This window comes from Edaphosphingomonas laterariae, assembly GCF_900188165.1.
GTDB lineage: Bacteria > Pseudomonadota > Alphaproteobacteria > Sphingomonadales > Sphingomonadaceae > Sphingomonas_E > Sphingomonas_E laterariae.
In genome coordinates this window covers 1-23,680 of sequence record NZ_FZOS01000041.1, presented here as the reverse complement: position 1 = coordinate 23,680, position 23,680 = coordinate 1, and the positions used below count along the sequence as shown (strand labels likewise).

Genomic DNA, 23,680 nt, shown 5'->3' with positions numbered 1-23,680 from the left:
TCGACGCGCGGCTCGCGGTTGCGGCACTGGAGGTGGCGATCGAGCGACGGTGTCCGCCGCCAGGATGCGTTCATCATTCGGACCGTGGATCGCAATACGCGTCCGGAATCTATCGAGCATTGCTGGCCAACCACGATATGGTCGGCTCGATGAGCAGGCGCGGCAATCCGTACGACAACGCCAAGGCCGAGAGCTTCATGAAGACGCTGAAGGTCGAGGCGGTCTATCCGATGGCGTTCGAGACGTTCCGAGATGTTGCTGAGCAGCTTCCCCGGTTCATTGACGACGTCTACAATCAACGCCGCCTGCATTCCGCGCTCGGCTACATCAGCCCCGCGCAGTTCGAGGAGCAACATACCCGGCGCATGGTCAAATCAGCAGCTTGACCCTGTCCGGCTCCAGGGGCCCACTCCATTTGAGGGGTGATCGGCGTGCAAAATTGACCCCCTGAACGTGGCCGGTTCAGGCTTCTGCGCTTTGGCGCGGGGGCGAGCGGGGGATGCTGATCGTGGAGACGGTAGCGCGGATCCGCCGCGAGTTCTTTGTGAAGGGCAAATCGATCAAGGAGATCGTGCGCGATCTCGGCGTGTCGCGGAACACGGTGCGCAAGGTACTGCGCTCGGGCGCGACGGCATTTTCCTATGAACGGACGGTGCAGCCGCTGCCGAAGCTGGGGCCATGGGCCTCGGAGCTGGAAGGGCTGCTGGAAGCGAACGAGCGCAAGGCGCGGCGCGAGCGGCTGACGATGATCCGGATCTTCGAGGAACTGCAGGGCCTGGGCTATCGCGGCGGCTATGATGCGGTGCGCCGCTATGCGGCGGGCTGGCATCGCGCGCGCTCGGTGGCGACGGCGGCGGCCTATGTGCCGCTAAGCTTCGATCCTGGCGAAGCCTACCAGTTCGATTGGAGCCATGAGGTCGTCATCATCGCGGGCGTGACGACCACCGTGAAGGTTGCGCACATGCGGCTCTGTCATAGCCGGATGTTCTACGTGCGGGCCTATCCCCGCGAGAGCCAGGAGATGGTGTTCGACGCCCATGACCGGGCGTTCGCCTTCTTTGGCGGTGCCTGCCAGCGCGGCATCTACGACAACATGAAGACGGCGGTCGACGCGATCTTCATCGGTCGCGAGCGCCAGTATAATCGCCGCTTCCAGCAGATGTGCGCGCACTATCTGGTTGATCCGGTGGCCTGCACGCCGGCGTCGGGATGGGAGAAGGGGCAGGTCGAGAACCAGGTCGGGGTGGTGCGCGAACGCTTCTTCACGCCCCGGCTGCGGTTCAAGAGCTATGAGGAGATGAACGCCTGGCTCGAGGATCGCTGCCTGGCCTATGCCCGTCGCGCCGCGCATCCCGAGCTCAAGGCCCAGACGATCCAGGAGGTGTTCGAGCAGGCGGATCGCCCGGCGTTGATCGCCTATCGCGGGCCGTTCGACGGCTTCCATGCGCTGCCGGCGTCGGTATCGAAGACGCTTGTAGCGCGACGATCTGGATGAGAAGCGAGCGACGATCAGGATGAGAGCTGATTGTCGCGGCAGGTGGAGGGTGGCCGGTTTGATTGACGCTGGCAAGCCCTAGCTGGTGGTCTGATTGTCGCGCGGCGGCGATTGCTCGACGGTTTTGATTGTCGCGTAGGTTGGCGGCCGCCCCGCGCCGCTTCGTCGCTGGACGGCGGCGCGCCGTCGATAGCTTTCGACGTTCATCTCGAAGATGGTGGCGTGATGGACAAGGCGGTCGACGGCGGCAAGCGTCATGGCGGGATCGGGGAAGATCCTGCCCCATTCGCCGAACGGCTGGTTGGCCGTGATGAGGGTGGAGCGCCGTTCGTATCGGGCGCTGATCAGCTCGAACAGGACGGAGGTTTCGGCCTGATCCTTGGTGACATAGGCGAGGTCGTCGAGGATCAGCAGGTGGTATTTGTCGAGTCTCGCAATCGCTGCCTCGAGCGCGAGTTCGCGACGGGCGACCTGGAGCTTCTGGACGAGATCGGAGGTTCGCGTGAACAGCACGCGCCAGCCATTTTCGACCAAGGCCAGGCCGATGGCTGCGGCGAGATGACTTTTGCCGCCGCCGGGTGGGCCGAACAGGATGAGATTGGCGCCCTTTTCAAGCCAGCCGTCCCCGGAACACATCGCCGTCACCTGCGCGCGGGAGATCATCGGCACGGCGTCGAAGGCGAAGCTGTCGAGGGTTTTTCCGGGTGGAAGGCGGGCATCGCCGAGGTGCCTTTCGATCCGCCGCCTGTCGCGTTCGGCGATCTCATGCTCGACGAGGGCGGTGAGGAAGCGGGCGGCGGGCCATCCTTCCTTGTCGGCGCGTCCGGCGATCTCGGGCCAGGTCTGCTTGATTGCGGGCAGCCGCAGGTCATTGAGGATGAGCGTCAGGCGCTGGGCATCGATGGACTGGCTCATCTGGTTCATGCCACCGCTCCGCTCAGGAGGGCATCATAGCTGGTGAGCGGAGCGAGCCGCACGACGACCTCGGGAAGCGAGGCCGGGTCGGGAGAGAAGCGCGCACGAAGGGCTGTCATGTCCGGGAGGCGCCCCGCGGCGAGATCGGTCGCCAGGATCGCTGCGAGTTCGCCCTCGCAGGCGCAATCGTGCGCCAGCGCCAGCAACTTGAAGCGTCCCGGGTTTCCCGGAGGCTCCTATTTGTGAGAAGGAGCTGTAATGAGCGCTACAAGGAACAAGTTTTCGCCTGAGTTTCGCGACCGTGCAGTGCGGATGGTTGATGAGCATCGAGGGGATTACCCGTCGGAGTGGGCGGCGTTGACCTCGATCGCTGGGAAGGTTGGCTGCACGACCGAGACGCTGCGCCGCTGGTGCCGCGAGGAGGCGAGCCGACGAGCGGGACCAGCGGCGCAGGCCACCAGTGACCGTGAACGCCTCAAGTTGCTGGAGCGGGAGGTCAAGGAGCTGCGACGGGCCAACGAGATTCTGCGCAAGGCTTCCGCGTATTTTGCGATGGCGGAGCTCGACCGCCACGGCAGATGATGATGGCGTTCATCGACGCCCATCGCGAGGACCTGGGTATCGAGCCGATCTGCCGTGAACTGGCGATCGCCCCGTCCTCATATCACGAGCACGCTGCCCGCCTTGCCGATCCTGGCAGGCGTCCTGCCCGGGCTCGGCGCGATGACGAGATGCGGGCACAGATCAAGCGCGTCCATGAAGCCAGCTTTGGCCTCTACGGCACGCGCAAAGTCTGGCACCAGTTGCGGCGCGAAGGCGTGGAGATCGCCAAGTGCACGGTGGAACGGCTGATGGCCGCCATGGGCCTGGCAGGGGTGCGGCGGGGCAAGAAGACGATCACCACGGTCAGCGATCCGAAGGCGCCATGCCCACTGGACAAGGTCAACCGCGAATTCCGCGTCAGTCGCCCCAATGCTCTGTGGGTGGTCGACTTCACCTACGTCCACACCTGGGCAGGGTTCGTCTACGTGGCCTTCGTGAAGGACTGTCAGGATTTCCGTGTGCGGCGAGGCATAATGGGGAACAAGGAGACCCAGTATGTCACGACGGAAAGAACCCTCGATACCGAACGACATCCTCGATCAGCTGCTTGCTGGCACTGACGCAGCGGCGGCGCTCAGCCAGGGCGGCTTGCTCGATACCCTGAAGAAGGCTTTTGCCGAACGGGCGCTCAATGCGGAGATGGATCATCATCTCGGGCGTGACGACCAGGTTGGCAACAACCGCAATGGCTATGGGCGCAAAACGGTGACGACCGACAGCGGGCGGATCGAGATCGAGGTGCCGCGCGATCGGGCCGGCAGTTTCGATCCGCAGTTGATCGCCAAGTACCAGCGTCGCTTCCCCGGCTTCGACGACAAGATCATCTCGATGTATGCGCGCGGCATGAGCACGCGGGAGATCACCGGGCATCTGCGCGAGCTGTATGGGATCGACGCCTCGCCCGATCTGATCAGCACGATCACTGACGCGGTCCTGGAGGAAGTGGCGGCATGGCAGCAACGGCCGCTGGACCCGGCCTATCCGCTGGTTTTCTTCGATGCGATCCGGGTAAAGATCCGCGACGAAGGCATGGTCCGCAACAAGGCGATCCATATTGCCCTAGGCGTCATGGCCGACGGCACCAAGGTCGTTCTCGGGCTATGGCTGGAGCAGAACGAGGGCGCCAAATTCTGGCTGCGCGTCATGAACGAACTGCGCAACCGCGGCGTCGAGGATATCATGTTGGCCGTCGTCGATGGCCTCAAGGGCTTCCCCGACGCCATCACCGCCGTCTTCCCTGAAGCCATGGTCCAGACCTGCATAGTTCATCTGCTGCGCAATTCGATGGATTTCGTGGCGTGGAAGGATCGCAAGGCGCTCGGAATGGCCCTGAAAGCCATCTACCGTGCCGTTGATGCTGTGGCGGCCGAGGAAGCGCTGACGGCCTTCGAAGCCAGCTTCTGGGGGCAGCGCTATCCCGCCATCGGCCAAAGCTGGCGCCGGGCATGGCCGGAGGTCATCCCATTTTTTGCCTTCCCCGAGGAAGTCAGACGGATCGTTTACACCACAAATTCTATAGAGGCGCTCAATTCCAAGCTTCGCCGCGCTGTTCGCGCGCGGGGGCATTTCCCCAACGATGAGGCGGCGACAAAGCTGCTCTATCTGATCTTGAACCGATCGGAGAAAGAGTGGAAAATGCCGCCGCGTGAGTGGAACATGGCGAAGGCGCAATTTGCCGTGCTCTTCGGCGAACGTTTCATCAGGGCCATGACGGCCTGATGGTCAACCGCCTCGCCGCACACGGAAATCCTGACAGTCCCTGGGCTGGAAGGTCAGCACGTCGGCTACCGCCGGCTTCGTCCTCGATGCTCTGGAACAGGCGATCCATGCCCGCAGGCCCGGTCCTGATGACGGGCTGATCCACCATAGCGACAGGGGCGTTCAATACCTTGCCATGAACTACACCCAGCGCCTCGCCGAAGCCAACCTCGTGCCGTCAGTCGGTAGCGTCGGCGATAGTTACGACAATGCTTTGGCCGAGACGATCAACGGCCTCTATAAGGCCGAGGTCATCTGGCGGCAGCGATCATGGTCCAGCGCGTCGGCAGTGGAAATGGCAACCCTGCGCTGGGTCGATTGGTTCAACCACCATCGCCTATTCGGACCTATCGGACACATTCCGCCTGCTGAGGCCGAGGCCAACTACTATGCAGCCAACGAGACCCTCGATATGGTGGCATGACCCAATTCAAACTGCCTCCGGGAAACCCGGGACGCTTCAACTCGACCATCGTCCGGCATGCGATCCGCTCCGGCAGATGTTCGATCATGTGATCGAAGGTTCGTCGATACGCGTCACGCGGGAACAGCTGGTCGCGATAGACCATGCCGAGAAGCGCCATCGGCTTGCGCCTGAGGCTGTGGATCACGTGTCGATAATCGACGACGTGGCCATGCTTGCCGTTGCTGGCGGCGCGCCCCCGCGCGAGCGTCATCAGATGGGTGCCGCCGATGAACAGCTCGAGGCGATCGTCATGGAGCCTGACGCGCAGACGATGCCCGATCAGGCGCGAAGGAACGGTGTAGAAGACCTTCCTCAGCGTGAAGCTGCTGGTCGAGGTGACGGTGACGATGGTCTCCTCATAATCGCTGGTCCGCCGATCGGGCAGCAACCGGAGCTGGGCACGCTCGGCATCGATACGCGCGGCATTGCGGCGGTTCTTGCGGCTCACCACCTCGTCGACGAAGCGGCGATAGCTGGCGAGATCGTCGAAGTGGCCCGAACCGCGCATCAGCAGCGCATCGCGGATCGCCATCTTGAGATGGCCATGGGCGCTTTCGATCGCGCCATTCTCATGCGCGACGCCGCGGTTGTTGCGGCTCGGTGTCATGCCATAATGGTCGCACAGCGCATCATATCGCCGCGTCAGATCGGCGCGGGCATCGGCGTCGAGGTTGCGGAAGGCGGCCGACAGGCTGTCGCTGCGATGCTCCCGAGGCGCTCCGCCCAAGGCCCAGAGCGCGTTCTGCAGGCCTTCGGCCAGAGCGACATAGCTCTCGCCCCCGAGGATGACGTGCGCATGTTCGAAGCCGCTCCACGCGAGGCGGAAGTGATAAAGCCGATGATCCAGCACGACGCCCGCGACGGTGACGCCAAGATCGGCCATGTCGGTGAAGTCCGATAACGCCATGCGACCGGGCTCGTGCACCTGGCGGAAGATCACCTCCTGCTCCTCGCCGTGGAGGGCCCGCCACGCGCGGATCCGCCGCTCCATCGTCCGCCGCACCCCGGGATCGAGATCGGGGTGGCGCAGCCGCATCTCCTCGTAAATGGCGATCGATCTGATGCCGGGTGCCGCCTTGAGCATCGGAACGATCTCGGCGTCGAAGATGTCGGCCAGCGGATCGGGGCGCCGCCGGCCACGCGGCGCCTTCTGCTGCGACGGGAGGCGTGGATCGTGGCCCAGCCGGTATCCCGTCGCCGGGCTGAACCCGGCCTTCGCCGCAGCGATCGCAACCGCGTCGGTCTGTCGGAACTTCATATATAACCTCATCTGATGATCGGTGACGTGGCGGCCGGGCACGCGAGGCTTCCTCCATGGCGAAGGAACCCGTGATATCCGGCCGGCCTTGATCATCAGCGGCAGCGCCCCCGCGGAAGCGCGCCATCGGCATGGGGTGTGGCGGCTACGGGCTACGCCCTTCGCCCCCACACCCCATGCCGATTCTCATCTTGGTTGTCGCGCCGCTCGCATCCTGATCGACGCGCTGCACTAGAGCGTGCTACTAGCGTCACCGGGTCGGAGCTGCGCTCTGGCATCGACTGTCAAACGGCATTGGAAGTTGACCCTAGAAAATGCCTTCAGAGTCCGTAAAAGGTATTTATTGAGGGTTATCTCTCCGCAATTGATCGTCAGCTACCTTGAATGGTGATTTCGTGTTGGCTTGCGGGTCGTAATAACGATCTATCCGATTGCGGATGCGGCTTTGGACGCGGTTAGCGATGCGATTTTCGATCCGTCGCTGCGTGTCGATATTAGGTGCAACCCGGTCTGGGGTTTGGCGCTGACCTACATCTCCAATCGTGATGTCGGCTGTACGACCTGTTTGTACGGGGGCGGATGATACCGGCTGTTGCTGTCGGTTATCCTGGTTCCTGCCGTCGAGACCGTCGAAATCTTGCGCCGCAGCCGGGCTGAGGCACAACATGCCTGCGATCAGAATATAGCGCTGCATAACCGCTCTCACCGCTCTCACCGCTTTACCGGTTGATCGGGGGAAAGCTGGACACGCTTAATCTGTCCAGAGACACCGGTAATCTCGTTTGAGGCCCGCGCCACAAGCGATAGTGTCTGCACCGGACAATCTGCCGGCACGCTGAAATGACCATCAAAAGCACCATTGCCTCCAGACGAATTGGGCAAGACAACACGGCCGAGTTCGCGCTCGTCCAGACATGTCAATATCCAATAGGGGCGGGCGCTGGCCGGTTGTTCGATTCCGCTGCTGACGCCTTCGAGCTTGTAAGGACCACTAGGCAGCAATTGTGTTTGCTGGAGTAGCACGCCCCCGACACTTGGCGGCAGTGCGAAATCGAAGAGGCCCTCATGCTGATCAGCCTGGATCGACGTGATGATCCCCTGACTATTGTTCGATCGCCAGTCGAACGTGGAAGGTGTCGACAAGTTAAGCGTGAAGTTCGGATCGCGCGATCGTCGCCGATCCACACCCTTGTGAACCGAAGCATAATATTGCCACGCCTCATTCGTGGCATTGGCCGACATCAACCGGTTGATAACAACGGAAATAGCATCCGGGGACACGGAAAAACCCGTGTGGTGCAGGCCTTGGAACAGACTGGCGACGGAGTGCGCATTAACGCCGTTGCCGGCGATATAGCCGATGAAAGTCGCCGTCCATGCGGGTTTTTGATGCAATGTGGCGATCAACTGCGTGCGTATCATCGGATCGTCGATAGCCGATGACAGAACTGGGAAGAGGATGTCCGGCGCGGACTTTGATGTCCGGAGCGCTATGTCGTAGTGCCGCAAGGCGGCAGCCACATCATCACGGGCAACGGCATCCTCGATTGCCCAAAGCTGGGTCTGTAAATTGCGCCGCGACAGCTTTTGGGCATAGCTGAACAAGCGGGGGGCCTGATCGGCATTACCGTTGGCCAATGCTTGTAATCCCAGCGTCACTACCGCCTCTACGGCTGTCGGATCCTGCCGCAAAGCACGCCGCGCCAGCTCACCATTTTCAGCAGCCGTGGGGGTGTCGATAAAGCGCCTCGCTGCAAGCGTAGCCGTGATTCGGCCATCATTCGGAGAGAGCGCATATGCCCGTTCCGGGTGGTCCCGCCTGGTAAGCTCTGCGAGGCTGTGGCTGGTTCCCAAGTAACCCAGCGCTGCCGCAAGAATGGCTAAGCCCGAGCGCATCACCCATTCGATGTGTGGACGCCGCTTATGGAAACCGGGCTTGGCCATCGCAATCAGGCGGATGCCTCTCTGTGTTTGTCACGACCATAATTGTAACCATATTCATAACCATAGCCGTAATGCGCTTTGCGGGCTTCGAACTTGGTCAGCACACCGCCAATAATCCGAGCGTTGGCGCTGGCAAGGCGTCCAAGCGCGGTCTTGACCATGCTCGAACGGATGCCATGCGATTCCACTGCATAGATGACACCATTGACATGCGTGGCGATCAACGGTGCGTCAGCCAAACCCATGACCGGAGGTGAATCGATCACGACATGATCATAGGTTTCGAGCAGGCGCGCGATCAGTACCGACAAGCGGTCTCCGATAAGCAGTTCGGCGGCATTGGGGGGAATGGGCCCAGCCGACATTGCCGTGAAACCCAGGTCGCTCATTTCAAAGGTCAATGTATCGATATCGTCCTGGCCGGACAGGAAGTTGCTCAAGCCGCGATCGTGGCTGACGCCTCCCAAGTGGTGGACTGACGGTGAACGCATGTCGCCATCGACGAGAATGACCCGGCGCTGTGCACGGGCCAATGTCGTGGCAAGAGATAGCGCGGTTGTGGACTTGCCTTCGGCGGGCCGTGTGGAGGTGACCGCGAAGGAGCGCGGCACGCCATATTCGGTCGTGAAACCGAGATTGGTTTGAATCGCTAGGTAAGCATCGACCAGATCCGATTTGCGGTCCTTCAGCGCTTCCTTGGGGGTCACGTCTTCGACCTTGGGGACCGAGCCGAGGAGCGGCAGCCCAAGCCGACGCTCTACCTCGGCCGGATCGGCGATGGCTTCGTCCACTTGCTCGAGCGCAAAGGCGGCAGCTGCCCCGATACCCAGGCCCGCGAACAGGGCAATGGCCAGGTTGAGCAGTAGTCTGGGGCTGGAGGGCTTCTGCGGCGCGTCGGCAGCATCGACGATCGCAATGTTGTTGATACCTACGCCGCCCGCAACGCCTATCTCCTTAAAGCGCTGAAGCAACCCATCATAGAGGGCGCGGTTGGTGTCCACCTCTTGCTGATAGATATTGTACTGGATGCTGCGACGTCGGAGATCGAGATAATTGGACTTGAGCTGATCGACCTTGGTGCGAAGCGCTCCCTCACGTTGCAGGGCTTCACGGAAATCAGCTTGCAACGATCCCGAGATACGGTTTTCTTCGCGGGCGATCGAACGATCGAGTTGGTCGACTTGCGATTGAATCGCTTGGGCAGCCGGGTAGCTCGGTTCAAAGCGCACCATCAGCTGCTGGTACTGGGCGGCCAGTTCCGCGCGGCGCTGGCGAAGATTGTTGATCGCTAGGTTGCGAAGTGCTTCGGTGGACACACCGGCATCGCTGGTTTGCTTATAGCGGGCCTCCGCCTGGATGCGATCGGCGGTTGCCTGGCTCAAGGCAGCGTTGAGAGCGGCAAGATCGTCGGCAACGATTGAGCGCTCTGATGTCGCGCGTCCGTCGCCACCGGCCTGCGATGGTAGGTTGATGATTTCCTGCGCCGAAGCATAGCCGACAAGCTGGCGCTGCGATGCGTCCAGACGTTCTTTGTAGTCAGCCAGCTGTCGCTGCAGGAGATTACGCCCGTAGGACGTTGCCTGGATCTTCCGCTCCAAATTGGTCTGGATGAAATTTTCTGCCCAAGCGTCCGCAATCTTGGCGGAAAACTTGGCGTCGGGACTCGTGAAATGAATATCAACCAACCGGGATAGCCGGGTCGGGTCAACATTCAGATTTTCGAGCAATATTTCGCCGGCGATCCGCTGACGGGTTGCACGGCCAGAAGCTGGATAGCGGCCGTTCGTCAGGCTGAATGCCGGTTCATCACGTTGTTCGCCAAACATCTCGAAAAATTGTGGATCGTCGACGAGGCGCAACTGCGATGCAACCCGCTCCGACAGAGAGCGCGAGCGGAGCAGGCCATATTGTGTTTGATAAAACTCCTGATCAGCAACGCTGGCTTCGCGCTCGACGCCCTGAAAATCAGTCACCTTGCTGGATTCCCGCGAAATTTCGATTGTCGAAGTCGCGGTATATTTCGGCGTCATGAGCAGGGACACGATCAAGCCGAGAAGGAGGCAGGTGGCGATCGAACCCAGGATGACGTAACGCCAGCGCATCGCGATCCGGAGATATTGCCTCAGGATCGGCACGCTTTCGGCTTGAGACCTAGTCTGATCGATAAGGCCAGCGCCGACGCCGGGATGCCTGCCGTTCGGTTGGGATGAAACCATGTTCATACTGACGGTAGACCTTATTGCACTATCGCAATGAGTGGGGCTGCAAGCAATGGTGCAAGCGAGACGAAATCGCGGAACAAGCGCCGTTGCGGGGAATCCCCCACCACGATCACATCATTGGCGTAGATGGGGGGGTCGGAATATGCGCCCCGGCGGATGGAGGCGATATTGTAAAGGCCTGCCATCCTCTGACCATCGACCGCGCGCAGAATGACCACGTCATCTTGCCTGGCGAATTCCGACAACCCTTTGGCGGAAGCTATGGCGCGCAAAAGCGTCATCTGATTGGTAACCGGATAAAGGCCGGGTTCCACCACCTGACCATCAATTGTCACGACCTGGCTCACGGAGCTTTTGATGTTGATCGTTACGTCGGGATTGCGAACATAGCGCCCGCGCAGGGCGTCTTCGATCGCATTTGCGAGTTCCTCTGCGGTTTTGCCGCGCGCCTCGATCGTGCCTATTAGAGGCATGGAAATGCGGCCGCTGGCATCAACCTGCATCTCGCGGCTGAGATCGGGCACATCAAAAACATCGACCTGAATTGTATCGAGCGGCCCGATCAGGGACGGTCGATCGGCCGCGACAAGGTCGTTCCGATCGGGGGCGGGGAGTGTTGCCGCATCCTGGATTACGGTCAGTCGGGATGATGGCAGCAGGGGCTGTCGGCCGCCGCATGCCGACAAAACCGTTGCCATCAAAAGGATTCCAAGGAAATTGCGCATGCGTTTGGGAAGGCCCCAATCAGAAAAGAGCATTGGGCTATAGACACAGGTCTTTGCCGGGTAAAGGCAGGCCCGCCTACTTCTCCTGACGAACGCTCTTTCCCTCGAGCCAGAAGGCGGCGATGACGATGATCGCCATGATGATTGGTGTGCGGGCAGGATAATCGAAAAGGCTGCTGATCATAACAAGCAGGAGAATTGCGGAACCCAGCCTCGGCAGGGTCAGTTCTGACCCGGGACGCCAAGCACGAATGCTACGAATGAGCCAATATCCCAACGCTGCGATCAGTAAAGCCGCAGCGGGCAGGCCGCCATCTATGGCTATTTCTATGAAATCATTATGAGCGTGGTTGAGATATTTATATTGAAGAATATCAAATGGTTCGTGAACTCGAAATATTTGCGGGAAGCTTCCAAAGCCAGTTCCTGATGGGAAATAGCCTTGCAGCATGGCCAGCACGGTCGGCAGGCTGCGCGATCGCATGTCATCGTTCACATCAAGAGCAATTACTCTTGTTATCGATTCCGCTCGACCAGCCATGACGCTGATGAGGACGAAGGCGATGATCGTGCCGACGACGCTCAGGATCAAAGCGGGAAATGTCCACCGTGGCGCATGGCGCAGCTCATGGCGGATTCCCTTCCTCGCGATCAACAAACCAATACCGATCGCCAGACAGCCGACCGCCATCCCGGCGCGCGAACCGCTTGCCAGAATGGTCAACGCGAAGAGCAATAGAAGGCCCAATGCCACCGCGCCCTTCCGCCGCCATTTTGCTTCATCCTGCAGGGCCCAGACTGGCGCGACCACGCAGCCAATCGCCAGCAGCAGCGCAAAATGATTCCGATTGGCAAACATGCCGCTCACCTGGCCAGGCGTATCGTTGACGAAGGGATTGCCCAACCTGCCACCGGAAAACTGCAATAATCCTGCAATCATTGAAGCTATAGCCAAGATCAGAACCAGGGCAGGGAGCTTGGCGCGCGCGCGCGCGCTCAGCCCGGCGAGCAAGACCAGCACGGCTACGGGGATCACCAGCGACCCGGCGGCGTTGGCCGTCGCCCCGGGGACAAGGGACCATGGGCGCCAAGGTTGTTCCTGACCGCTGGCGGCGGCGGCTTCCGCAAAAAGCGTCCGGCCCGGCAGGCTTTGCCAAAGAGCCGGCGGCAGTGGGACCAGTTGCAACAGTACGAGTAGCACGGCCATCGACAGAAAGAGCGTCACTGCCCGGACGGACTGGAATGAAGGAGTGCGGCAGAACAGGATCGCCGCCGCCAGGATTGCCCATGCGCCGCCACGCGCGATCACCTGCCCGGCCACATCTGCCTGCGAAGCGCCACCCGCAAGCCACAAAATCCCAAAGAGGATCAATACCAATATGAAGGAAAAATCTAACCTGGATTTCAGGTGGAGGCGAGGATTGGTCGGCATGCCTAACCACGCCTAGGCGATTATCAATCAAAACGGAACTAAGATCATCAACTCCCGTCCGCAGTGCTCGCCATGGATGCCGCGGCCGATTAGATTCATTACGATGGCATTCATGTTTCCCTCCGGTAGCGGATATGAACGGCAATGGACGACCCCCTATTTGGCAGGAATGCGACCGCGCGGACGGGCTCCGAATGGACGCGCCGACATCTTTTTGGATCTGTGGCGCCCGTTCTGGCCGCAACTGCGGCCGTCGCCGCCCCCGCAGCCCGGGCGGAGCCGGTTGCCCGCACCGCGCGGGCTGTCAATGTGGTCGATTTTGGGGCAAAAGGTGATGGCAGGGCGAACGACACCCCTGCCTTTAGGGCGGCGCTGGCTGCCGCGCAGATTGTCATGATACCCGTAGGCAGATTCCGGATCGATGGCCCCCTGGTTCTTGCCGATGGGCAATCGCTGAGAGGGATGGGCCGGTCGGGCTGGGAGCCTTATGCGGGGCAGGGTGCGCCCGCGTCAGCCCCGAAAACCGAGATCATCTTTGACGGCGGCCTGGCGATCGATGTCCGTAACACAAATAATGTCGCCATTGCTGGCATCGCGCTACTCGCTCGCCATGGCAGGCAATCGGCTTGGGCCCATGAGCCGGGTTTTCAGAGGGGCACGGCTGGCATCAACATCACCGGCTCGTTGCAGTTCGAGGCCACGGACATCTCCTTCCATGGCATTGAAGCTGCTGTGATCGGAAGCGCTGACGGTGGGCGAACCGCCCAGATGCCGCACATTGGCACATGGAGCGCCCATGATTGCGGGGCGGTGTTTCGCTTCGTTTCAAATGATCGGAGCCTTGTTCCCGTGCGCGATGCTTGGATCGAGGGCTGTGTCGCAGCCGTTCATTGCGGACGTATTGCCGAAATAAAAAATTGCGATGGTATAAGAATAGAAAATGTGAGATTCTTTCAATGTTTGGATAATTCCATATGTATTGAAGGGACTCCATTTGTATCTATATCAAGCGCTACTATGTTTGAAACGGGGGGTGAGACAATTGTTCTGCGTGATTGCCAGTCAGTTACAATCGCAGGTAGCCAGCTGGTGCGGGCTGGTTTCTACCGCAAGCCGCCTTTGATGCAGAAGTCGGCTATTCTGATTGAAAATTGTGTCGACGTGTCGTTCGAGGGGGTGGTTGAAAGACCTGTGGGGCGCGCTTTTTCGATAAGGGACTGTCAAAATATCACCATTAATGCCGCTATCAGCACGCCTTTCTGGTCGACCGGTAGCCTAGGCAGCAACGATGGCGCCATCTTTGTCGAGCGTTCGGCAGCGATCGTCATCCACGCTTCCTTTGGTGGAATGGATTATTGGATTGCTGTCTGGGCCGATGCCGAAAGTGCGTTAACAATCAATGGCAGGATCGCGACCGAGGGTAGGGCGGGCGTTGTACGGTGTGTCCAGCTTCAATCGCCGCCATTGGGCCACGTCACGCGGTTAGCCGCCGAAGTTCACGTTCCGGCCAACGGCTCGGTCATTCTTGACACGTTGCGCGTGCTCGTCCCCGCCGGAAAGTCGTTAGTATCGCGGTCCGTTGAATTGACGGCGCAGGGGCTGGTCTTCCAGGCGGACGAGCAGCGCTGGCGTCCAGAGCAGGCGAGTGAGCCGGGCGGCGGAGGCCTGTCGCTCGAACGACACCTTTTGTACCGCAACGGCGGCAAGAGCGCTAATTATGCGTCGGTCCCAATCGGCGTTTACAACCCCTCTGCCCAAAGGGTCATGGTTCCCGCCGGCCATGAGATACGGATGTCACTTGCAATTGAATGACCGAGGTCATCCGTCGAAGCGACCAGCGGCAGGGCTTCAAGGCGCTTTCCCGCCGATGGGTCGTAGCGCACCTTCGGGTGGATGGTCCGATGGCGCCGCCTGGTTCGCGATTACGATAAACGGATCGACCTCTCCCAGGCCATGATCGTCGTCGCCATGGGCGGCAATCTCCTACGCCGGAACGCGCGTCCCGGGTTTTTCAAATGGACTCTAACTGGGCCCGGCCATCAGGCGGGTCTGGAGTTGGGCTGTTCGGTTGGCTCTGCTATTCGCCTGTTCGCGTACAGGGCTATGCCTCTTTGAAGGCGATCGGGCACAAAGGCCGTTGCCCCGTTTCCCGATGTTAGATACTCGGAAGGCCGTATTTTAGCTGTTTGCGGAACGTATCCTATGTTGAGGGCGAGGCGGGTTTTCATGGAAAGGCAGGTTATTGCGAGCCCTTCACGAGACCTTGCCATCCTTAGCCGGCTTCGCCTGCAGCTTGCTGTTCTCTGGTTGGTGGCTGTCCTTCTACCTGGGGCATATGTTTATGCCGGCTTCATCACCGCTGAATCTTATCAAGCCATTTTCAACAGTGTGGTCGCTGCAACACTGGCCTGTTTTGTCGGCCTGATTTCGCTGCGGCGAGTGAACGCATTCCCGGGAGTGCGCTCCTATGCGTTCATCTTGCCATCGCTTGCGGTCGCGTACGGGGTGGCGCTGGTCCTGATCTTTGGATTGCGGCTCGCTTATAGCCGTTCCGTGCTGACTGCCAGCTTTGTGTTGGCTGTGCTTACAACCTTCGCTCTGATTTATGTCGCCGATCGATGGACTAAATTGTTGCTATTCATCGTTCCTGGAGGGGATGCGATTTCTTTAAAAGAAGTAAGTGGTGTTGATTGTAAAATCATGAACAATTCAACTCTTCCTGAAAGTAATACATCTATAATTGTTGCTGATTTTCGTCACAGCCATGACGGCGAATGGGAGAGGGTTCTTGCTAGGGCTGCTATTCGCGGGATGTGGGTTTATCATTCAAAGCTTATAATGGAATCTTTGACGGGAAAGGTTAATATAGAACATCTATCAGAGAATAATTTTGGATCCCTGTTGCCAAATATGGCTTATAGCAAATTCAAAAGAATTTCTGATATAATTCTGTGTATTATTTCTATCCCTCTATTGTTTATCCCTATGGCGGCCATGGCCATTCTGATCAAGCTTGATTCGGATGGGCCAGTGATATTCCGACAGAGCCGCGTCGGATATAGGGGCGAGACATTCGAGATGTTCAAGTTTCGCACCATGCGACCACGCGAGGTCGCGGCGGATGAAAATGCACGAATTCAAGATGCGATGACCAAAAGTGACGATGATCGCATCACGCGGATTGGGCGATTCCTGCGTCGTACGCGGCTCGATGAGTTGCCGCAGATCTTGAATATTCTACGAGGCGAAATGAGTTGGATCGGGCCCCGGCCTGAAGCTGTTCCCCTGTCAAAGTGGTATGAACAGGAGATTCCATTCTATAGTTATCGTCATATCATCCGTCCTGGGATCAGCGGTTGGGCGCAGGTTCATCAAGGGCATGTAACTGATCTTGATTCTATCAATGAGAAGTTGGCCTACGATTTCTATTATGTGAAATATTTTTCGGCTTGGCTTGATATCGTGATCGCGCTGCGAACCATTCCGACGATGATCGGAGGATTCGGCGCGCGCTGATCGGCCCTCCGACCGGAGGACATTCGGTTCCGTAGCCCGTTTTTCTTCCAATCAATCGCTTGGGCCAAAAGAGATTTCACCTGTGCCGGCATGTTGGGCCGGCTTGGTCCGATGATAATCTGGAGCCAGTTCCGATGTGCCATCTTCCACGGATTGGCCTCGCTTCATTCCGAACTTCAAGCTGCGTTGCCGCCGCCCCTTTGGGGAATGTGCTATGAATGCCACTGGCGTGGAGATGCGAGGGCGGTTTGATCGGGACGTTGCGTGGAGCGCGTTCGCCATGCTCGTGCCTATCGGGGCTGGCCTTCTGGCGTTGCCAGTGATCTTTCACAACGTGGGCCAGCAGGTGTTCACCCTGTTTTTGCTGTCTTATGGCGCAATCAACTTCGCACCCAATCTCGACCTAGGCGTTGCGCGTACCGCCCAACGCCGAATTGCCTATTCCGTGAAGTTCCATACCGGAACGCGGATGGCCCTGGTTCGGCATTCGCTTAAACTGGCTGCACTTGTGTCGGTCGGGATGGCGCTGGCGGCCATGATCGGTGCTGCGATCCTGTTTCCTTCGCAAGGTAACCCGACCTCACGGTTGGGACTGGCGGTCGTGACCGGCTTTGGCGTCGCTCTTGCGATCTATGCAAATTGTCAGCGCGGCGTGCTGGAAGGCTTGGGTGCCTTTTCGCGATCGGCGCTCAATCGGGCTGGGGTGGGCATAATGCTCGTCGCCGCACCCCTCCTTATATCCTTTCTCGTGCGTGAGGCCACGGTTTTGAGCTTGGCGGCCCTGATGATCCGACTGCCATTCATCTGGGAGCAGCAGCGTGCGATTCACGCCGCCTTGAAGCGCAAGGCCGCCGGCGAGCGGCACGAAGATGTGCTTGGTGGCTTCATGCGCGAAAGTGCATGGTTTGCGTTTCTTTCGGTGCTGGCGGTCGCGATGTCGGGTTTTGACCGTTACATCCTGATTGCGTGGGCTTCATTGGCGGGTGATCAACTCGCGATCTTCCTTGCCACGCAAGATATAGCGCTACGGGCAATCGCGGTGCCAACGGCACTCCTGCCTGCGCTCACGGTGAGATTGGCCGCCGGCGGCGACCCGGCCTCGATGCGAATACTCTCTCGACGCTTGTTCCTGGCGGTTGTCCCCGCGGTCTTGCTGGGGTGCATCGGTGCTACACTGCTAAGCCGGCAGATTGGGCACATCCTCTACCCGCAACTGCCCGCGGCGGATACGGTCGCGACATTGCGAACGCTGTTGTTCGGTATCGCCGCCAGCGCCATCGCGCAGTTTCCCATGGCGCGGCTTGTGGCTGCCGGCCACGTTCGCGATGCGGCGCTGATGCATCTTGGCGAATTTGCGATTTATATCGCGGTTGCGCCGCCGCTGATCGCGCATTTCGGGGCGCTGGGCGCCGCTGCGCTCTGGTCTGGCCGTATCATTATCGATACGGCAGCGCTGATCGTTTGGAGCGGGGTGCGGCAGGGCGAACGCGCTTCGATGATATGGGAGGGAGTGGCCTTGGCCGGTACCATCGTTTTGATTGCGCTGATCGGAGCCGCGGGATGACGATCGCACAGCCGGCGCCGGCCTCTCACGTGCAAGGTGGCGTGCCTCCCGTATCGCATTTCCGCATGGCGAGAGCATTTCTCTTCCCGGTTTTGACGAACGTATGGCCGATTCTTCTGTTTGTTTCGCAAAAAGCGTTCGTTGTACCAGGTATTTTACTAGTTGGATTTGGAGACAGCGCTTATAGGCGTGATATTGTCATTGCATTAGCTCTGACTCTTGTTGGGTTTATCGTTTATATTACACAATATTCCAATGTATACGACCAAGCGCATTTTCTGGGATTTGTTTTTTTTGCGTGGTCTATACCAATAATTAATCATGCATCAAGGATTGATAATATAAAACTCAGAGAAATTCTGACTTACATTACAGTTGTTAATGCTGTAATTGGATTTTTCTTGATGATATCTGATATAGATCTAACTGGGCTGCGCGGGCTAAATAAAATTGTTGGATCTGATGGGGGCACTCATCGAGTTTATTTCGAATCTGCGAGCCTTGCCTCAGTATCTCTATTTTCAACCTTTAAGAAAAAATGGATTAAATTTGCAGCTGCTGTCATAATTATATCTTTTATTATTTTTGTAGCTAGAAGTGTTGCAATAATTATTTTGCTTTTTGCAAATATATCCTTGCCATTTTTCTTGAAAAGATCGCCAGCAATTAAAATAACTGTATTAATTTCAATGATTGTATTATTGTACTTGTCGTACATATATCTGCAAATACTTAGGCCAGATGTGGAATTGAGCTTGAGGGCAAAGGAGTTCCAATTCAATCTGATCATCAACTTCCTAGGGTCCGAATGGAGTGGGTGGGGCTGGGGTGCTTTTTATCCCGCCATGGCGAGTGATCCTGACCAGCCATATCAGGTGGAAATGCAACTCCCTATGCTCATGCTTCAATTGGGAATTGTTGCATTTATTGTAATAATGTCCCTGACTGCCTTGTCATTCATAGGTGCAGCATCAGATAATAAAATGTTTGGATTTGCTAGGTTCTTTGTTTATTCCATGATTGGATTCAACAATCCGTGGCTTTTCATCCCTTCTTGGTTTCTAACCTGCCAGATGCTCTTTAGGTATGATGATGAACGATCGTGATATTGAATTCAATGTTGTTCTATGCAGTCATAATGGCGGTAGATTTATCCGTGATCAGATAAACTCTATTTTCGATCAACGCGATGATGTGAGTTGTGTATATGTACATGATTTTGCATCATCCGATGATACGCGGAACATATTGAATGATCTAAAGGGCCGTCTTGACGGAAGAATTGTAGTCACCTTGCACGGTGATGCGCCGGGGGCTGCGGCTTCGTTCATCCGTGCCCTGCGATTGACTTTGCCTCTCGTGCAGGACCGCTCGATGCTGTTCCTGGCAGACCAGGACGATGTTTGGCTGCCGGGCAAGGTGGCAACGATCAAAAGGGAACTCGCCGAACGTGAGCTGGTGCTAGATCAGCCTTTCATCCTTTTTCATGATGTCCGGGTGGTAGACGAGGCTTTGCACCCCATTCGCGACACATATTATACCGGCAACCCGTTTTTGGTGCCGCGGGACCTTAACCGCTGTCGGTTGCTAATGGCCAATCCGGCGATCGGGCACACCATGCTGATTTCGTCGCCGTTGGCGCGGAAGCTGGTGCATTGGCCGGACGCCGAGGCTTATCTGATGCATGATTGGCAAGCCATTCTCATCGCGAGCCGTCTGGGCCGAGTGGAGCACGTGCCCTTGGCGCTCAGCCTGTACCGTCAGCATGACAGCAACGTGCTTGGCGCCTATCGCACCCGGGGATTTGCCTCGGTGTCGAGGCTCCAGAAATTTGTCGATCGAATGATTGGCCAAGCTGTCTGCTTCTCTCGCACAACCCGGCAATGGCAGGATCGCGGCGACCATATCCACACCACGTGGCTGGAAACCCTGTGTCGACAGGGTTATCGACAGGCGGCGATCGCCTTGTCGGTGGCGGCGCTTGCTTATGGGCCGACCTGGCAACGCAAGGCCATAGGTGCCCTATTGCTGACGCGAGCGATCATGGGACCCATTCGGAATAAAACTGTGCGGGGGAATGCGTGAAGTTGGCAATCATTGGCACCGACGGCCTGCCAGCTCGTTATGGTGGTTTCGAGACGTTCGCGATGGAGGTGTCTCCGCGGATCGCAAGCCTTGGCCATGAGGTGTTGGTTGTTGGGTCGTCGGTAGGTCGGCCAAGCCAGGTTGCCGCGCTTCCCGGAGTCAAAATCCGGAACCTGCCGCTCAAAGCCAATGGCATTGCCTCGATACCCTTTGATCTTGCGAGTTTCGCTACCGTGTGCCGCTGGGCCGACGCCATCCTGTTATTAGGGGTTTCGGCGGGGCCGTTTGTCCCGCTGATGAGGCGGCTGACCCGCGGCAAAAGTCTTGTGGTTAATGTGGATGGCCTGGAATCGCGCCGGGAAAAATGGTCGCCGATGAGCCGCCGCTATCTTGCCTTCGCCGAAAAGGTTGCGATCCACGGGGCGCAGCATGTTGTCGCCGACAACAAGGCCATCGCAGACATTATCGAAACCAAATACGGCCGGCGCGCGACGATCATCGCTTATGGCAATGATCATGTGAGGCCGATTGACGAAGAGGGATGTCGTAATATTTTAGCCAATAGTTTCTCGTTGGAGCCAGATGGGTATTTTCTGACCGTCGCTAGAATAGAGCCCGAAAATAATATTGCAATGATGCTAGATGCCATCCCGGATGAATCCAAGATACCTTATGTCATCGTCGGAAATTTTGCGACCTCAGATTATGGGCGGGAGCTCATGAGGCAGTATCGGGGCGTGCCGTGGGTCAGGTTTATCTCAGCGACTTATGATCCGCAGGAACTTGCTGCCCTGCGTGCAGGCTGCCGTGCCTATCTTCATGGACATAGCGTCGGAGGCACCAATCCATCGCTTGTCGAGATGCTGCCCTATGACCGACCACTTCTCGTTTATGACTGCTCATTTAATCGTGAAACTCTGAACGAGGACGGTGCTTTTTTTGGATCATCTGAACAGTTGCAGGGAATCATCCTGGCAAATTCGTTCGATCAATATACCCCGCCGGCGACGTTGCGTGCCGATTCACGATATCAATGGCAGATGATTGCAGAACAATATGCTGCCTTGGCTTTTGGGGAATGAGTGTGCATCAAACGGTTTCTGTTTGTCCGATGTGTGGCAGTGGCGCGCAGCACAACCGCTTCACTGCCGTGCCGGATTTCGTGTTCGGTGCGACCGACGAACGCTGGTCGATCGATCAGTGCGACCGTTGCGAAAGCCTGTTTCTTGCCAATCGCCCAGACAAGTCATTGATCGGGCGTTATTATGAACGCTACTATACACACGAGAACGAAGCCGAAACGCCAGCAATATCGGGTATTTCGATCCAATCGGGTATGGCTAAGAAGTTAGCCAACAGCTGGCGCAACCACAAATATGGGAGCAGACGTCCGTCGCTGGGAATTGCGGGGGTCGTAATGGCGCTGGTGTTTCCGCCGCTCCGTGGTTGGATTGAGGCCGAATGCCGCTATCTGCCTGATAAGGCATCTCCAAACCAGGCGCTGCGGGTCCTCGACGTGGGGTACGGCGACGGGCGTTTCCTGAAATTTGCGAAGGAAATTGGCCATGGCGCCGCAGGGCTTGAGATTGATCCCAAGGCTGTCGAGCAAGCTCGCGCGGAAGGGCTCGATGTTCACCAGGGAGATATTGAAACCGCTTTGTCGATCTGGGGCGCGGGCTATTTCGATTACATTACGATGAGCCATGTTATAGAGCATGTCTATGACCCGTGCGGTGTTATTGCCACGGCGAGCAAATTGCTGAAGCCCGGTGGGCGCCTCTGGGTTGAATGTCCTAATCCCAAGGCCCGGGGGGTGGATTATTACGGTGCTCGCTGGCGGGATCTGGATCCGCCTCGTCATTTGTGTATCCCAAGTCTGGAGGCTTTGCGCGCCTGCGCTGCCGAGAACGGCTTTACGCTCGAGCGCCGCCATCATCGGCCCTTTGTGCCGTTCGAAGTCTATCCTTTTTCGGCCCGCGCTAGCGGCCGGACGGCCCGGACCGGTTATTTCAAAGCGGCTGTTGCGGAAGTCATTGGTCTATTCCATCCCAAGCGGCAGGAATGGCTGACCCTAACATTCAGGAAGGTGACCACGGTCGATTGATCGCCATAACCAGGGCTTGTTTGGCGATATTGCCCAAGAAGGCGGAACGGCTTCAATCCGTCATTTGGCCGGCGGCGGTGACCGTCAATTTGGAGTATAGCCTAACCGGACGTCAGGACGGCGCGCCAATTTCCGTCAGGATAGGGTTTAGGCTGGCAATTATTGACGTTTGTCGTGCCACATTATAAATATCAACCTGACACATTGCCGGGGACAGCAATGAAAGGCCAAAGGATCGGTTACATCCGGGTGAGCACATTCGATCAGAATGTCGATCGCCAGTTGGAAGGGCAATCACTCGACCGGGTCTTCACCGAGAAAGCATCGGGCAAGGATGTCAATCGGCCTCAGCTCGACGCCATGCTCACCTTCGCCCGCGAGGGCGACACCGTCGTAGTCCACAGTATGGATCGACTGGCGCGTAATCTCGATGACCTTCGCAAGTTGGTTCAGTCCCTTACGAACAGAGGCATCCAGATCGAGTTCGTGAAGGAAAGTCTGGCTTTTTCCGGCGAGGATTCTCCCATGGCAAATCTGATGCTCTCGGTCATGGGTGCGTTCGCCGAGTTCGAGCGTGCCTTAATCCGGGAGCGGCAGCGCGAAGGCATTGCGGTCGCCAGGCAACGCGGCGCCTATCGTGGGCGGAAGCGCTCCCTCTCCGACGAAATGGTCGTTGAGTTGCATCGCCGGGTCGCCGCCGGAGAGCGCAAGGCGACCGTCGCGCGCGACATGGGCATCAGCCGCGAAACCCTATACCAGTATCTCCGTGCGGTCGCCTGACGGCTGTGTTCTCATTATGTCCGAAAAATCGTTGTCTGACGCACAAATCTTGAGGTGACGCCTTCGTGTCCGCCGCCACCGTCACGGACCCCGATCAGTTCCGTTCGGGAAGACAGTTCGCCGCCTGGCTCGGCCTGACACCACAGCAGCATTCCACCGGCGGCAAAACGAGGCTGGGCGGCATCTCGAAGCAGGGAGACCGGTATCTACGCCGGCTGCTTGTTGTCGGAGCCACCGCCGTCATCCGTCACGTCAAGGACAAACCTACGCCCATGGCCGACTGGATCAGGAAGCTCATGGAGAAGAAGCCCTTCAGGCTCGTCTCTGTCGCGCTCGCCAACAAACTGGCCCGGATCGCATGGGTCGTACTGACAAGGAGGGAGTCCTATCGGCCCTACGAACTGGCGGCCTGAGGCAATACCGATCACGCGAATTGGTGACGGCAGTCGATGATGAGTAACGATCGAGCCAATGGTGAGGAAAACCCGTGTGATTCGATGCGCCTCAAACGCGCGCCAGCCTGATCAGGGACCTAACCGGCGGATTTCCATCAGGGCCAGCGGCCATCACATCGCCGCACAAACAGGCCGGACATATGAAAGCAACCGATCAAAACCATCCCGACAAGAAAGCCCTTGCCATAGGGGGCGTCCACATATGAATCACATCACAGGTCCAAAGGGAATCCCCGTCGATTCAGTTCGTGTGGAAACCGCTCTAGCACTACTTTGGCAGAAGTTTGGCAGGGTATCTGATGAGGCTGCATCCGCAGTGAGGGCAATTCTGCGGCGGTGAGCGAGACAAGCGGTCAAG

17 protein-coding genes, 6 pseudogenes and 1 other annotated feature are annotated in these 23,680 nt (G+C 58.2%); of the genes and pseudogenes, 15 read left to right on the top strand and 8 right to left on the bottom strand.

The window, feature by feature from the left end; translation table 11 throughout:
- Together CHB74_RS19440 and istA (CHB74_RS19435) are read left to right on the top strand one after the other, a co-directional pair.
- Positions 1 to 386: integrase core domain-containing protein (locus tag CHB74_RS19440; protein ID WP_144033867.1), on the top strand; the 386-nt coding region annotated here is incomplete at its 5' end.
- 113 nt (positions 387 to 499) lie between these two features.
- A pseudogene (gene istA / locus CHB74_RS19435) lies at positions 500 to 1,483 on the top strand (IS21 family transposase); the annotation flags it as partial.
- A 90-nt stretch (positions 1,484 to 1,573) separates the two neighbouring features.
- Here istA (CHB74_RS19435) and istB read toward each other — a convergent pair.
- Both istB and CHB74_RS19425 read right to left on the bottom strand, forming a co-directional pair.
- A complete protein-coding gene (istB, locus tag CHB74_RS19430; RefSeq protein ID WP_089221161.1) occupies positions 1,574 to 2,419 on the bottom strand; it encodes an IS21-like element helper ATPase IstB in 846 nt (281 codons plus the stop codon).
- On the bottom strand, positions 2,416 to 2,616 hold the full coding sequence (locus tag CHB74_RS19425) for a hypothetical protein (RefSeq protein ID WP_089221160.1): 201 nt from the start codon (positions 2,614 to 2,616) through the stop codon (positions 2,416 to 2,418). Before CHB74_RS19425 ends, istB begins: the two co-directional genes overlap by 4 nt.
- A gap of 52 nt (positions 2,617 to 2,668) precedes the next feature.
- On the opposite strand from CHB74_RS19425, the pseudogene CHB74_RS19420 reads away from it, so the two are divergent.
- The 3 genes and pseudogenes from CHB74_RS19420 to CHB74_RS19410 all read left to right on the top strand — a co-directional run.
- Positions 2,669 to 3,534 (top strand): annotated as a pseudogene (locus tag CHB74_RS19420) (IS3 family transposase); the annotation flags it as partial.
- Positions 2,950 to 3,064, top strand: a sequence feature (AL1L pseudoknot). It overlaps the preceding pseudogene by 115 nt.
- Complete coding sequence (locus tag CHB74_RS19415) at positions 3,509 to 4,732, top strand: IS256 family transposase (RefSeq protein ID WP_089221159.1); 1,224 nt, start codon at positions 3,509 to 3,511, stop codon at positions 4,730 to 4,732. The pseudogene CHB74_RS19420 and the gene CHB74_RS19415, both read left to right, overlap by 26 nt.
- Before the next feature lie 40 nt (positions 4,733 to 4,772).
- A pseudogene (locus tag CHB74_RS19410) lies at positions 4,773 to 5,195 on the top strand (integrase core domain-containing protein); the annotation flags it as partial.
- Between the two features lie 37 nt (positions 5,196 to 5,232).
- Here CHB74_RS19410 and istA (CHB74_RS19405) read toward each other — a convergent pair.
- From istA (CHB74_RS19405) to CHB74_RS19385, 6 genes and pseudogenes are all read right to left on the bottom strand, one after another.
- A pseudogene (gene istA / locus CHB74_RS19405) lies at positions 5,233 to 6,537 on the bottom strand (IS21 family transposase); the annotation flags it as partial.
- Between the two features lie 298 nt (positions 6,538 to 6,835).
- Positions 6,836 to 7,189 (bottom strand): hypothetical protein, encoded by a 354-nt coding sequence (locus CHB74_RS21770; protein WP_144033866.1) that lies wholly within the window; start codon positions 7,187 to 7,189, stop codon positions 6,836 to 6,838.
- Between the two features lie 17 nt (positions 7,190 to 7,206).
- A complete protein-coding gene (locus CHB74_RS19400; RefSeq protein ID WP_089221158.1) occupies positions 7,207 to 8,439 on the bottom strand; it encodes a tetratricopeptide repeat protein in 1,233 nt (410 codons plus the stop codon).
- A gap of 5 nt (positions 8,440 to 8,444) precedes the next feature.
- Positions 8,445 to 10,655 (bottom strand): GumC family protein, encoded by a 2,211-nt coding sequence (locus CHB74_RS19395; protein WP_089221164.1) that lies wholly within the window; start codon positions 10,653 to 10,655, stop codon positions 8,445 to 8,447.
- Between the two features lie 20 nt (positions 10,656 to 10,675).
- Complete coding sequence (locus tag CHB74_RS19390; RefSeq protein ID WP_144033865.1) at positions 10,676 to 11,386, bottom strand: polysaccharide biosynthesis/export family protein; 711 nt, start codon at positions 11,384 to 11,386, stop codon at positions 10,676 to 10,678.
- Positions 11,387 to 11,462: 76 nt separating this feature from the next.
- A complete protein-coding gene (locus CHB74_RS19385; RefSeq protein ID WP_089221157.1) occupies positions 11,463 to 12,818 on the bottom strand; it encodes an O-antigen ligase family protein in 1,356 nt (451 codons plus the stop codon).
- A 144-nt stretch (positions 12,819 to 12,962) separates the two neighbouring features.
- On the opposite strand from CHB74_RS19385, the gene CHB74_RS22840 reads away from it, so the two are divergent.
- From CHB74_RS22840 to CHB74_RS19335, 10 genes and pseudogenes are all read left to right on the top strand, one after another.
- Positions 12,963 to 14,630 carry a glycosyl hydrolase family 28-related protein gene (locus tag CHB74_RS22840; protein ID WP_089221156.1) on the top strand — a complete coding sequence of 556 codons (1,668 nt, stop codon included), beginning with the start codon at positions 12,963 to 12,965 and terminating at the stop codon, positions 14,628 to 14,630.
- A pseudogene (locus tag CHB74_RS19375) lies at positions 14,627 to 14,822 on the top strand (transposase); the annotation flags it as partial. The gene CHB74_RS22840 and the pseudogene CHB74_RS19375, both read left to right, overlap by 4 nt.
- Positions 14,823 to 15,044: 222 nt before the next feature.
- On the top strand, positions 15,045 to 16,334 hold the full coding sequence (locus tag CHB74_RS19370) for a sugar transferase (protein ID WP_089221162.1): 1,290 nt from the start codon (positions 15,045 to 15,047) through the stop codon (positions 16,332 to 16,334).
- A gap of 214 nt (positions 16,335 to 16,548) precedes the next feature.
- A complete protein-coding gene (locus tag CHB74_RS19365) occupies positions 16,549 to 17,898 on the top strand; it encodes a lipopolysaccharide biosynthesis protein (protein ID WP_089221155.1) in 1,350 nt (449 codons plus the stop codon).
- The gene (locus CHB74_RS21760; protein WP_144033864.1) at positions 17,895 to 19,004 is read left to right on the top strand and encodes a hypothetical protein; all 1,110 of its coding nucleotides are present in this window, start codon (positions 17,895 to 17,897) and stop codon (positions 19,002 to 19,004) included. Before CHB74_RS19365 ends, CHB74_RS21760 begins: the two co-directional genes overlap by 4 nt.
- On the top strand, positions 18,991 to 19,983 hold the full coding sequence (locus CHB74_RS19355) for a glycosyltransferase (RefSeq protein WP_179220931.1): 993 nt from the start codon (positions 18,991 to 18,993) through the stop codon (positions 19,981 to 19,983). The genes CHB74_RS21760 and CHB74_RS19355 overlap by 14 nt, the downstream gene beginning before the upstream one ends.
- A complete protein-coding gene (locus CHB74_RS19350; RefSeq protein WP_089221152.1) occupies positions 19,980 to 21,065 on the top strand; it encodes a DUF1972 domain-containing protein in 1,086 nt (361 codons plus the stop codon). The genes CHB74_RS19355 and CHB74_RS19350 overlap by 4 nt, the downstream gene beginning before the upstream one ends.
- Positions 21,062 to 22,087, top strand: a complete 1,026-nt coding sequence (locus tag CHB74_RS19345) for a class I SAM-dependent methyltransferase (RefSeq protein WP_179220930.1) — start codon at positions 21,062 to 21,064, stop codon at positions 22,085 to 22,087. Before CHB74_RS19350 ends, CHB74_RS19345 begins: the two co-directional genes overlap by 4 nt.
- Positions 22,088 to 22,249: 162 nt before the next feature.
- Positions 22,250 to 22,867 carry a recombinase family protein gene (locus tag CHB74_RS19340; RefSeq protein WP_425442322.1) on the top strand — a complete coding sequence of 206 codons (618 nt, stop codon included), beginning with the start codon at positions 22,250 to 22,252 and terminating at the stop codon, positions 22,865 to 22,867.
- Between the two features lie 86 nt (positions 22,868 to 22,953).
- Positions 22,954 to 23,280 (top strand): annotated as a pseudogene (locus CHB74_RS19335) (transposase); the annotation flags it as partial.
- Between the last annotated feature and the right edge of the window lie 400 nt (positions 23,281 to 23,680).

What these genes read in the sequence shown, in the direction of transcription:
- CHB74_RS19365 (WP_089221155.1), top strand. Translation starts at nt 16,549, where the DNA reads ATGAATGCCACTGGCGTGGAGATGCGAGGGCGGTTTGATCGGGACGTT.
- CHB74_RS19390 (WP_144033865.1), bottom strand. Translation starts at nt 11,386, where the DNA reads ATGCGCAATTTCCTTGGAATCCTTTTGATGGCAACGGTTTTGTCGGCA.
- CHB74_RS19345 (WP_179220930.1), top strand. Translation starts at nt 21,062, where the DNA reads ATGAGTGTGCATCAAACGGTTTCTGTTTGTCCGATGTGTGGCAGTGGC.
- CHB74_RS19415 (WP_089221159.1), top strand. Translation starts at nt 3,509, where the DNA reads ATGTCACGACGGAAAGAACCCTCGATACCGAACGACATCCTCGATCAG.
- CHB74_RS19395 (WP_089221164.1), bottom strand. Translation starts at nt 10,655, where the DNA reads ATGGTTTCATCCCAACCGAACGGCAGGCATCCCGGCGTCGGCGCTGGC.
- CHB74_RS21770 (WP_144033866.1), bottom strand. Translation starts at nt 7,189, where the DNA reads ATGCAGCGCTATATTCTGATCGCAGGCATGTTGTGCCTCAGCCCGGCT.
- istB (WP_089221161.1), bottom strand. Translation starts at nt 2,419, where the DNA reads ATGAACCAGATGAGCCAGTCCATCGATGCCCAGCGCCTGACGCTCATC.
- CHB74_RS19370 (WP_089221162.1), top strand. Translation starts at nt 15,045, where the DNA reads ATGGAAAGGCAGGTTATTGCGAGCCCTTCACGAGACCTTGCCATCCTT.
- CHB74_RS22840 (WP_089221156.1), top strand. Translation starts at nt 12,963, where the DNA reads ATGGACGACCCCCTATTTGGCAGGAATGCGACCGCGCGGACGGGCTCC.
- CHB74_RS21760 (WP_144033864.1), top strand. Translation starts at nt 17,895, where the DNA reads ATGACGATCGCACAGCCGGCGCCGGCCTCTCACGTGCAAGGTGGCGTG.
- CHB74_RS19385 (WP_089221157.1), bottom strand. Translation starts at nt 12,818, where the DNA reads ATGCCGACCAATCCTCGCCTCCACCTGAAATCCAGGTTAGATTTTTCC.
- CHB74_RS19400 (WP_089221158.1), bottom strand. Translation starts at nt 8,439, where the DNA reads ATGGCCAAGCCCGGTTTCCATAAGCGGCGTCCACACATCGAATGGGTG.
- CHB74_RS19355 (WP_179220931.1), top strand. Translation starts at nt 18,991, where the DNA reads ATGAACGATCGTGATATTGAATTCAATGTTGTTCTATGCAGTCATAAT.